At 63.2% G+C, this 13,110-nt stretch carries 7 protein-coding genes; 4 read left to right on the forward strand and 3 right to left on the reverse strand.

All coding sequences use genetic code 11. The features are described from left to right. Positions 1-178: 178 nt before the first annotated feature. Positions 179-1,876 (forward strand): long-chain-fatty-acid--CoA ligase FadD1, encoded by a 1,698-nt coding sequence (fadD1, locus tag BGP85_RS06075; RefSeq protein ID WP_103446370.1) that lies wholly within the window; start codon positions 179-181, stop codon positions 1,874-1,876. A 51-nt stretch (positions 1,877-1,927) separates the two neighbouring features. Here fadD1 and BGP85_RS06080 read toward each other — a convergent pair whose 3' ends face one another. Together BGP85_RS06080 and BGP85_RS06085 are read right to left on the reverse strand one after the other, a co-directional pair. Then, complete coding sequence (locus BGP85_RS06080) at positions 1,928-3,235, reverse strand: NAD(P)/FAD-dependent oxidoreductase (protein ID WP_103446371.1); 1,308 nt, start codon at positions 3,233-3,235, stop codon at positions 1,928-1,930. A gap of 30 nt (positions 3,236-3,265) precedes the next feature. Then, entirely contained in the window at positions 3,266-4,630 is a 1,365-nt protein-coding gene (locus BGP85_RS06085; protein ID WP_103448212.1) for a glutamine synthetase family protein, read from the reverse strand. A gap of 424 nt (positions 4,631-5,054) precedes the next feature. Here BGP85_RS06085 and hrpA point away from each other — a divergent pair, with 424 nt between their 5' ends. Together hrpA and BGP85_RS06095 are read left to right on the forward strand one after the other, a co-directional pair. Further along, a complete protein-coding gene (hrpA, locus tag BGP85_RS06090) occupies positions 5,055-8,960 on the forward strand; it encodes an ATP-dependent RNA helicase HrpA (RefSeq protein WP_103446372.1) in 3,906 nt (1,301 codons plus the stop codon). 216 nt (positions 8,961-9,176) lie between these two features. Next, the gene (locus BGP85_RS06095; protein WP_103446373.1) at positions 9,177-10,298 is read left to right on the forward strand and encodes a beta-ketoacyl-ACP synthase III; all 1,122 of its coding nucleotides are present in this window, start codon (positions 9,177-9,179) and stop codon (positions 10,296-10,298) included. Between the two features lie 129 nt (positions 10,299-10,427). Here BGP85_RS06095 and BGP85_RS06100 read toward each other — a convergent pair whose 3' ends face one another. Continuing rightward, entirely contained in the window at positions 10,428-11,672 is a 1,245-nt protein-coding gene (locus tag BGP85_RS06100; protein WP_103446374.1) for a putative porin, read from the reverse strand. A gap of 261 nt (positions 11,673-11,933) precedes the next feature. Here BGP85_RS06100 and BGP85_RS06105 point away from each other — a divergent pair, with 261 nt between their 5' ends. After that, positions 11,934-13,061 (forward strand): GNAT family N-acetyltransferase, encoded by a 1,128-nt coding sequence (locus tag BGP85_RS06105; protein ID WP_103448213.1) that lies wholly within the window; start codon positions 11,934-11,936, stop codon positions 13,059-13,061. Positions 13,062-13,110 lie beyond the last annotated feature (49 nt).

The following is a 13,110-nucleotide window of genomic DNA, read 5'->3' on the forward strand; positions in this document are numbered from 1 at the left end:
CATTTAGTCACTTTTGTGACTGCGGGGCCGATCTTGGCCCCTAGGCGACCCCAATCAAAGCTGTTACTCTCGGCGCGCTTTCAGATGATTCGGTTTGCAACGAACCGCCATCGCATATCAATAATAAGCGCATCGACGCGCGAATCGAACTTCGCTGTTGCTGAAGGAGTGGGCTTCCATGATCGAAAATTTTTGGAAGGATAAATACCCAGCCGGGATTACGGCGGAAATCAATCCTGACGAATTCCCCAATATCCAGGCGGTACTCAAGCAATCCTGCCAACGCTTTGCCAATAAACCGGCCTTTAGCAACCTGGGCAAGACCATCACCTACGGCGAGCTCTACGCGCTGTCAGGCGCTTTTGCGGCCTGGCTGCAGCAGCACACCGACCTCAAGCCGGGTGACCGCATTGCCGTCCAGCTGCCCAATGTCCTGCAATACCCGGTAGCGGTATTCGGTGCCATGCGCGCCGGCCTGATCGTGGTCAACACCAACCCGCTGTACACAGTGCGGGAAATGGAGCACCAGTTCAACGACTCCGGTGCCAAGGCCCTGGTGTGCCTGGCCAACATGGCGCACCTGGCCGAGAAGGTGGTGCCCAAGACCCAGGTCAAGCACGTCATCGTCACCGAAGTGGCCGACCTGCTGCCTCCGCTCAAGCGCCTGCTGATCAACAGCGTGATCAAGTACGTGAAGAAGATGGTGCCGGCCTACAACCTGCCGGGTGCCGTGCGCTTCAACGATACCCTGGCGCTGGGCAAGGGCCAGCCGGTCACCGAAGCCAACCCGCAAGCCAACGACGTGGCGGTGCTGCAGTATACCGGTGGTACCACTGGCGTGGCCAAGGGCGCGATGCTGACCCACCGCAACCTGGTGGCCAACATGTTGCAGTGCCGGGCGCTGATGGGCTCCAACCTGCAGGAAGGCTGCGAGATCCTCATCACCCCGCTGCCGCTGTACCACATCTATGCCTTTACCTTCCATTGCATGGCGATGATGCTGATCGGCAACCACAACGTGCTGATCAGCAACCCGCGCGACCTGCCGGCAATGGTCAAAGAGCTGGGCAAGTGGAAGTTCAGCGGTTTTGTCGGCCTCAACACGCTGTTCGTGGCGCTGTGCAACAACGAGGCATTCCGCGCCCTGGACTTCTCGGCGCTGAAGATCACCTTGTCCGGGGGCATGGCCCTGCAGCTGAGCGTGGCCGAGCGCTGGAAGAGCGTCACCGGTTGCGCCATCTGCGAAGGCTACGGCATGACCGAGACCAGCCCGGTGGCGGCGGTGAACCCGGCCGAGGCCAACCAGGTGGGCACCATCGGCATCCCGGTGCCATCGACCCTGTGCAAGGTTATCGACGACGCCGGCAACGAACTGCCACTGGGCGAAACCGGCGAGCTGTGCGTCAAGGGCCCGCAGGTCATGAAGGGCTACTGGCAGCGTGAAGACGCCACCACCGAGATCCTCGACAGCGAAGGCTGGCTGAAGACTGGCGACATCGCGCTGATCCAGCCGGATGGCTACATGCGCATCGTCGACCGCAAGAAGGACATGATCCTGGTCTCGGGCTTCAACGTGTACCCCAACGAGCTGGAAGACGTGCTCGCCGCCTTGCCGGGCGTGCTGCAGTGCGCGGCCATCGGTGTGCCGGACGAGAAGTCGGGTGAAGTGATCAAGGTGTTCATCGTGGTCAAGCCGGGCATGACCGTGACCAAGGAGCAGGTGATGGAGCACATGCGCGCCAATGTCACTGGCTACAAGGTGCCGCGCTACATCGAGTTCCGCGATGCGCTGCCGACCACCAACGTCGGCAAGATTCTGCGTCGTGAACTGCGTGATGAAGAACTGAAGAAGCAGGGCTTGAAGAAGATTGCCTGATCTATTTCATTGGCCTCTTCACGGGCTTGTCCCGCGAAGAGGCCGGTGAATTCAGCGCATTTTCTCAAGCATCTGGTAGTACCACATCCCCGCCGCCAGCAGCGGATTGCCCAGCAAGTCCCCCATCGGCACTCGCACGTGCTTGCACTGCGCGAAGGTGTCGAACTTCTCCAGCGTTCCGGTCAGTGCCTCGGCCATGATCTCGCCCATGATGTGGCTGGTGGCGATGCCGTGCCCGGAATAGCCCTGGCAGTACCACACGTTGTCCGACAGCTTGCCCAGTTGTGGGATGCGGTTGACCACGATGCCCATTGCACAGCTCCACTGAAACTCGATCGGCACGCCCTTGAGCGCCGGGAAGGTGCGCTCGATGCACGGGCGCAGCTCGCCTTCGATGTTACGCGAGTCTTTGCCCGAGTAGTTGGCGCCGCCGCCGAACAGCAGACGCTTGTCAGCCGTGAGGCGGTAGTAGTCGAGGACGAAGCGGCAGTCGTACACCGCCAAGTCCTGTGGGTTGATCTGCTCCGCCAGTTCACCCAGCGGAGCGGTGGTGACGATGCCGCCCATGGCCGGGAAGATCTTGCCCTTGAGCTGGCGCTTTTCCAGCTTGTGGTAGACGTCACCGGCGAGCATCACCTGGCGTGCTTCGACCCGACCGTGGGCGGTGACGACCGCCGGGCGCGGGCCATGGACGATGTCCAGTACTTCGGAGTTCTCGAAGATCAACGCGCCCAGGCTGTGGGCGGCGCGGGCTTCGCCCAGGCACAGGTTGAGCGGGTGCAGGTGCAGGTTGCGCAGGTTTTTCAGCGCGCCCAGGTATAGCGGGCTCTGCAGGTGCTCGGCGACACCCTTGCGGTCGAGCAACTGTACCTGGTCGCTCATGCCACGGCGTTCGGCTTCGGCCTGGAAGCTGCGCAACTCCTCCATGTGCGAAGGCTTCATCGCCGCGTGCAGGTGGCCGCGCTTGAGGTCGCAGTCGATGCCGTAACGCTCGACCCGTTGCTCGATCACCTGATGCCCACGCCAGCGCAGGTGCCAGATGAAATCATCGACCTCGGCGCCCAGGTGTTTGCGCATCTGCGTGCGCATGGCCTCGTCACCCGACAGGCTGCCGGTGACCTGGCCGCCATTGCGTCCGCTGGCACCCCAGCCGATCCGGTTGGTCTCGATAATCGCCACCTTCAGGCCGCGCTCGGCCAGCTCCACCGCAGTGGCCACGCCGGTGAAACCACCGCCGATGATCGCCACGTCGACCTGCACCGTGCCCTTGAGCTGCGGGTACTCGGTGTGGTCGTTCAGCGAGGCGCTGTAATAGGACGGCGCGCGCTGGGCCGGGCCGTTGTTCAATGCTGCGTTCATGGGTGTTCCTTGTTCTGAATAGGGTAAGGCTCAGGCCTGGTGCAGGTACCAGCGCCAGTCCTGTTCACTGACTTCTGCCATGAACTGGCGGTACTCGGCGCGCTTGACCTTCAGGTAGACGCCGAGGAACGCCTCGCCAAACGCTTCCCGCGCCCAGTGCGAGCGCTCCAGTGCGTCGAGTGCAGTCAGCCAGTCGGTGGGCAGGTGCTCGGTGGCCTGGGCATAGCCGTTGCCTTCCACCGGCGCACCGGGGTCCAGCTGCTCGCGGATGCCACGATGGCTCGCGGCCAGAATGGCGGCGGCCGCCAGGTACGGGTTGGCATCGGCGCCACAGATGCGGTGCTCGACATGCCGGCTATTGGCCGGGCCGCCGGGCACGCGCAGGCTGACGGTACGGTTGTCGACGCCCCAGGTCGGCGCCAGCGGGGCATAGCTGTTGGCCTGGAAGCGGCGGAACGAGTTGGCGTTGGGGCAGAACAGCAACAGCGAGTCACGCAGGTGGCGGAGCATGCCGGCCACCGCCTGGCGCAGCAGCGGGGTGCCGGCTTTGTCTTCGCTGGCGAACAGGTTGTTGCCGGCGCTGTCGGCCAGGCTCAGGTGCATGTGCATACCGGTGCCGGCCAGTTGCGCGAACGGCTTGGCCATGAAACAAGCCTGCATGCCGTGGGCATGGGCCACGCCCTTGACCAGGCGTTTGTAGCGCACGGCCTGGTCCATTGCTTCCAGGGCATCGCCATGCTCCAGGGTGATTTCCACCTGGCCCGGAGCATATTCCGAGATCGCCGTACGCGCCGGAATGCCTTGGGCCTTGCATGCGGCATACAGGTCGGCGAGGAAAGGTTCGATCTGTTCCAGTTCGCGCAGGCCGTAGACCTGGGTCGTGCGCGGCCGGCCACCGTCGTTGTCCAGTGCCGGTTGTGGGCGGCCCTGGGCATCGCGCTGCTGGTCGAGCAGGTAGAACTCCAGCTCGCAGGCCATTACCGGGTGATAACCGTCAGCCTTGAGCGCTTCGATGGTGCGCAGCAATACATGGCGCGGGTCGGCGACACTGGCTGGCAGGCCTTCGCTCGGGTGCATGCTGACCTGCACGGCGGCAGTCGGCACACGGCGCCAGGGCAGGCGCACCAGGCTGCCTTCCAGCGGGTAGGCGCGGCAGTCGATATCGCCGACATCCCAGACCAGGCCGGAGTTTTCCACGTCATCGCCATTGAGCGTCAGGCCGAGGATGGTGCTGGGCAGTGGCCGGCCGCTCTGATACACCGCCAGCAGTTCCTCGCGGTGCAGCAGCTTGCCGCGTGGTACACCGTTGGCGTCCAGGATGAACAGCTCGAACAGTTCGATATCAGGGTTTTCGGCCAGGAAACGGCTGGCGTGCTCTACAGGTGCAAAGTGCATGATCGATTCGCTCACAGGCGCACGGGACCTGCGCGCAGGCGCGGTCCACTTGAGTCAAACGGCCGGGCTGCGGCCGAGTTGGGTCACAAAGGCGTGAGCGAAGCATCCGGTGGGCGTGCATGGCGGCAATGCCACAGGGCCCAGAAGGCGAGAATGATGTGGACCAGCGGATTTTCACCGGCGCGGGACCGGGCCTTCGCTAGCGAAGGGCGGGACGACGGTGGGGCGATGGTCTGGACGGGAGTCATGCCTTTGATACTCACATGCGGGGTAAGGTTGATTAAAGCAGTGAATGGCAACGTTCACATCGGTACTGGCTAAACATTCGTCCAGCCAGCAGAGCGCCGGCAAATCTGCGACAATCGCGCATCCTTCGAATGCCGATCATGAAAAAGCAGGCCCACCTGCATCACTAAAAAGCCCCATGACTGACCAAGCCATCGACAAACTGCTGCAAAACCTCGACCACGCCATGATCGCCGAGCGCCACCGCCTGCGCCGGCAACTGCATGAGCTGCGCAAGCGCCCCGACGAGGCCAAGCTGGCGCAGTGGGTAGAAAAGGTCCAGGCATCCTGTGCCCAGGTCACCGCACGCCAGAACAGCGTGCCGCAGATCCGCTACGACGACAGCCTGCCGATCGCCGCCAAGCGCGACGAGATCAAGAAAGCCCTGGCGGAGAACCAGGTACTGGTGATCGCCGGCGAAACCGGTTCGGGCAAGACCACCCAGTTGCCGAAGATCTGCCTGGAGCTGGGCCGCGGCAGCCATGGCCTGATCGCCCATACCCAGCCACGGCGAATCGCCGCACGCAGCGTCGCCGCCCGGGTTGCCGAAGAGCTCGGCACGCCGCTGGGCGGGCTGGTTGGCTATCAAGTGCGTTTCGAGGACCAGAGCGATGCCAACACCCTGGTCAAGCTGATGACCGACGGCATCCTGCTTGCCGAAACCCAGCACGACCGTTTTCTCGAACGCTACGACACGATCATCGTCGACGAAGCCCACGAGCGCAGCCTGAACATCGATTTCCTGCTCGGCTACCTGAAGACCTTGCTGCACCGCCGCCCGGATCTGAAGCTGATCATCACCTCGGCGACCATCGACCTGGAGCGCTTTTCCAAGCACTTCGACAATGCGCCGATCATCGAGGTGTCCGGCCGTACCTTCCCGGTGGAAACCTGGTACCGCCCGCTGACCAGCGAGCAGGACGAGGAGGGTAACCAGGTCGAGGATGACCTGACCGTCGACCAGGCGATCCTCGCCTCCCTCGACGAGATCGCCCAGCATGAACGCAGCGTGGGCAAAGGCCCCGGCGATGTGCTGGTGTTCCTCCCGGGTGAGCGGGAAATCCGCGATGCCGCGGAGATCCTGCGCAAGGCGCAACTGCGTCACACCGAGATCCTGCCGCTGTATGCGCGCCTGTCGCCGGCCGAGCAGCAGCGCATCTTCCAGTCGCACACCGGGCGCCGCGTGGTGCTCGCCACCAACGTCGCGGAAACCTCGCTGACCGTACCGGGCATCCGTTATGTGATCGACACCGGTACCGCGCGCATCAGCCGCTACAGCTACCGTGCCAAGGTCCAGCGCCTGCCGATCGAAGCCGTTTCCCAGGCCAGTGCCAACCAGCGCAAGGGCCGCTGCGGCCGGGTAGAGCCGGGTATCTGCATTCGGCTGTACAGCGAAGAAGACTTCAACGGTCGCCCGGCCTTTACCGACCCGGAGATCCTGCGCACCAACCTGGCAGCGGTGATCCTGCAGATGCTGCACTTGCGCCTGGGCTCGATCGACGCCTTCCCGTTCATCGAGCCGCCGGATGGCAAGGCCATCAGCGACGGCTTCAACCTGTTGCAGGAACTTTCGGCGGTCAACCGCGAGAACCAGCTGACGCCGATTGGCCGCCAGCTGGCGCGCCTGCCGATCGACCCGCGGCTGGGCCGCATGCTGCTTGAGGGCGCCCGCCAGGGCAGCCTGCAGGAGGTGCTGATCGTCACCAGTGCGCTGTCGGTGCAGGACCCCCGCGAGCGCCCGCCGGAGCGCCAGCAGGCTGCCGACCAGGCCCATGCGCAGTGGAAGGACGCCGATACCGACTTCGCCGCGCTGGTCAATCTTTGGCGTGGCTTCGAAGAGCAGCGCCAGGCGCTGACGGCCAGCCCGCTGCGCAACTGGTGCCGCAAGAACTTCCTGAACTATCTTCGCCTGCGCGAATGGCGCGATGCCCATCGCCAGTTGTCGCTGATCTGCCGCGAGCTGCAACTGACGGTCAACAAAGAGCCGTCCGATTATCAGAAGGTGCACAAGGCGATCCTCAGCGGCCTGCTCAGCCAGATCGGCCAGAAGACCGAGGAAGGCGATTACCAGGGCGCCCGCCAGCGGCGCTTCTGGGTGCATCCGTCTTCGGGCATCGGCCGCAAGCGCCCGCAGTGGGTGATGGCCGCTGAACTGGTGGAAACTACAAAGCTGTATGCGCGTATGGTCGCCAAGATCGAGCCTGACTGGATCGAGCCGCTGGCGACCCACCTGATCAAGAAGAACCACTTCGAGCCGCACTGGGAGAAGAAGCGCGGGCAAGTAGTGGCTTATGAGCAGATCACCCTGTACGGCTTGATTCTGGTCGGCCGCCGCCCAGTGCACTTTGGCCCGATCGACCCGGTCACCTCGCGTGAACTGTTCATTCGCGAAGGCTTGGTCGGCGGTGAAATCCAGTCGCGGGCCAAGTGCCTGGCCGCGAACAAGCGCCTGCTCGAAGAGCTCGACGAACTGGAGGCCAAGGCCCGTCGGCGCGACATTCTCGCCGATGAAGAAACCCTGTACGCCTTCTACGAAGCACGCTTGCCAGCGGAGATCCATCAGACCGCGACCTTCGATGCCTGGTACCGCATGACCAGCCAGAAGGACCCGAACCTGCTGATCATGCGCGAGGAAGACGTGCTGGCCCGCGAGGCCAGCGAAGTCACCGCCGCGCAGTACCCGGACAGCATGCAGGTGGGTGAGCTGCGCCTGCCGCTGACCTACCACTTCGAGCCCGGCCACCCGCGTGACGGCGTGACCGTGCGGGTGCCGGCGCCGCTGTTGCCGAACCTGCCTGGCGAGCGCCTGGAATGGCTGGTGCCGGGCCTGCTGGAGGCCAAGTGCGTAGCCCTGGTGCGCAACCTGCCGAAGGCACTGCGCAAGAACTTCGTGCCGGTGCCGGACTTCGTCAAGGCCTCGCTGGCGCGCATGACCTTCGGCCAGGGCGCGTTGCCCCAGGCCTTGGGCCAGGAGTTGCTGCGCATGACCGGCGCGCGGGTTTCCGATGAGGCCTGGGCCGAGTCGGTCAACCTGGTCGAAGGCCACCTGCGCATGAACATTGAAGTGGTCGATGGCCAGGGCAAGTTCCTCGGCGAAGGCCGCGACCTGGCCGAGCTGACCGCCCGCTTTGCTGCCGCCAGCCAGGCAGCGTTGGCCGTGCCGCGTACCGAGAAGAGCGAGCAGCCGGTGCAGGCCAAGGCCTTCAGCGAGGTCAAGCAGACCGCCCAGCAGAAGATCGCCGGCCTGTCGATGACCGTGTACCCGGCGCTGGTGGAAGAAAACGGCACCGTGCGCGAAGGGCGTTTCTCGACTCAGGCCGAAGCCGAGTTCCAGCACCGTCGCGCCTTGCAGCGCCTGTTGCTGCAGCAGTTGGCGGAGCCCGCCAAGTTCCTGCGTGGCAAGCTGCCGGGCTTGACCGAGCTGGGCCTGCTGTACCGCGAGCTGGGCCGGATCGAGGCACTGGTCGAGGACATCCTGCTGGCCAGCCTGGACAGCTGCATCCTCGACGGTGAAGCCACGTTGCCGCGTGACGGCGCAGCCTTGGCCGGGCTGGCCGAGCGCAAGCGTGGCAGCTGGGCCGAGCATGCCGAACGCCTGGCCCGCCAGACACTGGAAGTGCTGAAGCTGTGGCACGGTTTGCAGAAGCGCTTCAAGGGCAAGATCGACCTGAGCCAGGCGGTGGCGCTGAACGATATCAAGCAGCAGCTGGCCAACCTGGTCTATCCGGGCTTCGTGCGCGAAACCCCTGCCGTGTGGTTCAAGGAGTTGCCGCGCTACCTCAAGGCGGTAGAACTGCGCCTGGAGAAGCTGGGCGCCCAGGTACAGAAGGACCGTGTGTGGAGCGGCGAGCTGGGCAACCTGTGGGCGCAGTACAAGGCGCGGGCCGACAAGCATGCCCAGGAAGGCAAGCGCGATGAGCAGCTGACCTTGTACCGCTGGTTGCTGGAGGAGTATCGGGTGTCGCTGTTTGCCCAGCAGTTGGGCACCAAGATGCCGATTTCCGACAAGAGATTGAGCAAGCAGTGGAGCCAGGTGGAGGGATAAACTTCCGCAGATGTGGCAATATTGATGCAATTTGGGCCGCTTTGCGGCCCATCGCGAGTAAACCTGCCTCTACAGGTATTGCACACACCTGCAGGAGCGGATTTATCCGCCATCGAGGGCACAGCCCTCGCCGTGAAATTGGTACTAAAGTGCCATTATTCTGTCATATTCCCAGCCAGCGCCCCGTGGCGATGGCCTTTGAGCAGAGGATCGATCGTGCATAACGTCGTGATCAGCGGCACCGGCCTGTATACCCCGGCCCAGAGCATTTCCAACGAAGAACTGGTGGCCTCCTTCAACGCCTGGTCGCAGCAGTACAACCAGGACAACGCCGCCGCCATCGAGCGTGGTGAAATCGAAGCAGCCCCCGTGTCCGACGCCGCCTTCATCGAAAAGGCCTCGGGCATCAAGAGCCGCTTCGTCATGGACAAGGCCGGCATCCTCGACCCGCAGCGGATGAAGCCGCGCCTGCCCGAGCGTTCCAACGACGAGCAGTCGATCCTTTGTGAAATGGGCGTGGCCGCTGCCCGCCAGGCGCTGGAACGCGCCGGTCGTACCCCGGCAGATGTCGACGGGGTGATCGTCGCCTGCTCCAACCTGCAACGCCCTTACCCGGCCATCGCCATCGAAGTGCAGCAGGCGCTGGGCATCGACGGCTTCGCCTTCGACATGAACGTGGCCTGTTCGTCGGCCACCTTCGGCATCCAGACCGCTGCCAACAGCGTGCAACTGGGCCAGGCTCGTGCACTGCTGGTGGTCAGCCCGGAGATCTGCACCGGTCATCTGAACTTCCGCGATCGCGACAGCCACTTCATCTTTGGTGATGCCGCCACGGCGGTACTGGTCGAGCGTGCCGACAAAGCCACTTCGGCGCACCAGTTCGACATCGTGGGCACCAAGTTGCAGACTGCGTTCTCCAACAACATCCGCAACAATTTCGGCTTCCTCAACCGCGCGGCGGAAGAGGGGATCGGCGCGCCGGACAAACTGTTCGTGCAGGAAGGGCGCAAAGTGTTCCGCGAAGTTTGCCCGATGGTCGCCGAGCTGATCGGCAAGCACTTGGGCGAAAACAACCTGCAGCCGTCCGACGTCAAGCGCTTCTGGCTGCACCAGGCCAACCTGAGCATGAACCACCTGATCGTCAAGAAGCTGATGGGGCGCGAGGTGAGCGAGGAGGAGGCACCGGTGATTCTCGATCGTTATGCCAACACCAGTTCGGCAGGGTCGGTGATTGCCTTCCACCTGTACCAGGACGATCTGGCCCAAGGGTCGCTTGGCGTGCTGAGTTCGTTCGGTGCAGGCTATTCGATTGGTAGCGTGATCCTGCGCAAGCGTTGATTGTCGCGTTAGATGCCAGATCGAGGGGGCCGCTTTGCGGTCCCCTCTTTTTTGCAGGCAAAAAAAGGCGGGAAATGCCGGATGGGGTCGGCATTTCCCGCCTCAGAGTGAAGCAGGGGAGTGTGTCGCTTAGAACTTGGCTTCCAGGTCCACCTGCAGGGTGTCTACGCTGGCGTTGCTGTCCGGCAGGTTGGAGTAGTCGGTCTTGGCCATCATGTAGGCCGCGCCGAGGGTGAAGTTCTTGTCGATTTCGTAACCGACCTTGAACTTGTGACCACGGGAACCGGTGAAGCCGTTACCGAAGTCGGAGTCTGTGAACAGGCTGACTACGCCGTTACGCTGCACGTCGCGGTAGTTGTAGTCCAGGCTCCAGGCGCCGATCTTGGACTTCAGGCCTGCCAGCCAGGCAGTGTCCATGCCGTCGGTGCTTTCGGTGTTCTTGACGTACTGGCCGTAAGCCGACAGTGGGATGGCGAAGCCGGTGAAGTCGACTTGGCCGAAACCTTCAACCAGGTTGAACTCGTCGGTGGTGTTACCCAGCGAACGCAGCAGTGCCGAGGCCTTGTCGTTGTCGTAGCCGTAGAGGCTGGCACCGACGGTGACCTTGACGGTGTCAGCTGCGTTGAACTTGGTACCCAGCTGGGCCGCGTACAGCTGTGCGTCGTGCTTGTACTGCACGCCGTCGCCGTCGACGTTGTCCTTCAGGTTGTAGTGGCCGATGCTGCCGAACACTTCGGCCGGGCCGGCGTTGGTTTTGTAGGTGACGGCCACACCTTCCGGGTTGATGTCGCTATCCCAGATGATGTCGCCCATGCTCACCCATGGCTGCAGCATTTTGCCGCCGATCAGGTGCAGGTTCGGGACGGCAGTCGGGTGCCAGTCCAGGTAGGCCAGGTCGACCCACAGGGATTTCTTATCGAAGTAGTTGTCCAGGCTCTGGTTGGTCGAGCGAGCATCAGCGCTGCTGCCGGTGGCCACGCGCACGCCAGCATCAACCTGCGGGTTGATCTCGCTGTAGAAGCCGACGCGGGCACGCACGCGCTCACGGTCCTGGTTAGGGCTGCGGGAGATCGGGTTATCGACGTTGACGTCTTCGTAACGCAGGCGTACATCACCCTTGATCTGGGTCTTGGCGGCCCATGCCACTTTTTGTTCGAAGGAGCTCATCCGGTCGGACTGAGCTTTCTGAGCGGCCTTTTCCTTGGTTTCCTGAGCCAGGTCGCCCTGCAGTTCGTTGTACTGCGCCTGGTTGATCGAACCATTGGCGCGGAGCATTTCGAGCAGCTTGGCGTCGACGGCAGCACTGGCCGGAGTACTCAGAGCCAGCATCATGCCGGTGAGGCTCACTCCGGTAAGTGTAGAAACAAGACGCATAAGGTTCTCCCTACTTAAAAGATTTGGGGAGGCTCAGCGCCCGCCCCCATGTTGGCATGTCTTCGGAAAGGGCCTGACTAGACAGGTTCTAGGGTTCCGGAAAACAGGCGCAAGTATTGCGGGGGCCAATGACAGATTAATGTCTAATTAGTGGCACTGCTGTTAAGTAATTGGGAATGAAAGGCGAAACGGGCCGATCCTCATTTGAGCGACGGGCCTCTGTTCGCCGATACTGATGGCCTTGAACAGCGAGTCGAAAACGTGACCAGTCTCTACAGCCTTGCCCATCTGCGTGACCTGCCAGCGGCGACCTGGGATGCCCTGGTCCCCCCAGGCCAACCGTTCCTGCGCCATGCTTTCCTCAGTGCCATGGAAGACAGCGGCAGTGTTGCCCGCAACACCGGCTGGGCAGCCGAACACCTGGTGCTGGAGCGCGACGGGCAGGTGCGTGCGCTGCTGCCGGCGTATCGCAAATGGCATTCGTATGGCGAGTACGTGTTCGACCACGGTTGGGCCGATGCCTGCGAGCGCGCCGGCATCGCCTACTACCCCAAGCTGCTCGGTGCCGTGCCGTTCAGCCCGGTCAGCGGGCCGCGCCTGCTGGCGGCCGACCCTGCCGATGGCCTGCTGGTGCTGCAGGCGTTGCCCGAGTATCTGGGCAAAGCCGGGCTTTCCGGGGCGCACATCAATTTCACCGATCCACAGCTGGATGCGCAGATGGCGGGTTTGCCGGGGTGGATGGAGCGGCTGGGATGTCAGTTCCACTGGCGCAATCACGGTTATCGCGACTTCCAGGACTTTCTCGACAGCCTCAGTTCACGCAAGCGCAAGCAGATGCGCAAGGAGCGTGAGCAGGTGGCCGGGCAGGGCATCGATTTTCGCTGGTATCGCGGCGATGAGCTGGACGAGGCGCAGTGGGATTTTGTTTTCCTCTGTTATGCCAACACCTATGCGGTGCGCAGACGCTCCCCCTATCTGACCCGAGAGTTCTTCAGCCTGTTGGCCGAGCGCATGCCCGAGGCGGTACGGGTGGTGATGGCGCGCCAAGGCGGGCGCGATGTGGCCATGGCCTTGAGCCTGGTCGGTGGCGACAGCCTGTTTGGCCGCTACTGGGGCTGCCTCGATGAGTTCGACCGGCTGCATTTCGAGACCTGCTTCTACCAGGGCATGGACTTTGCGATTGCCGAAGGGCTGCAGCGTTTCGATGCCGGGGCGCAGGGCGAACACAAGCTGATTCGCGGGTTCGAGCCGGTGCTGACGCGTTCGTGGCATTACCTGCTGCATCCGGGGTTGAGGCGGGCGGTGGCGGATTTTCTGCAGCAGGAGCGGGAAGGGGTGCGGGGGTATGCCGAGGAGGCCAAGGGGATGCTGCCTTACCGCAAAGATTGAGATGTTTCCTGTGCCGGCCTCTTCGCGGGACAAGTCGGATCGCGAAGAG

The organism is Pseudomonas putida, assembly GCF_002906855.1.
In the GTDB taxonomy this organism is placed as follows: domain Bacteria; phylum Pseudomonadota; class Gammaproteobacteria; order Pseudomonadales; family Pseudomonadaceae; genus Aquipseudomonas; species Aquipseudomonas putida_N.

Bases quoted from the DNA above. Each gene is read 5' to 3' on its own strand.
- fadD1 (WP_103446370.1), top strand. From the start codon at position 179: ATGATCGAAAATTTTTGGAAGGATAAATACCCAGCCGGGATTACGGCG.
- BGP85_RS06080 (WP_103446371.1), bottom strand. From the start codon at position 3,235: ATGAACGCAGCATTGAACAACGGCCCGGCCCAGCGCGCGCCGTCCTAT.
- BGP85_RS06085 (WP_103448212.1), bottom strand. From the start codon at position 4,630: ATGCACTTTGCACCTGTAGAGCACGCCAGCCGTTTCCTGGCCGAAAAC.
- hrpA (WP_103446372.1), top strand. From the start codon at position 5,055: ATGACTGACCAAGCCATCGACAAACTGCTGCAAAACCTCGACCACGCC.
- BGP85_RS06100 (WP_103446374.1), bottom strand. From the start codon at position 11,672: ATGCGTCTTGTTTCTACACTTACCGGAGTGAGCCTCACCGGCATGATG.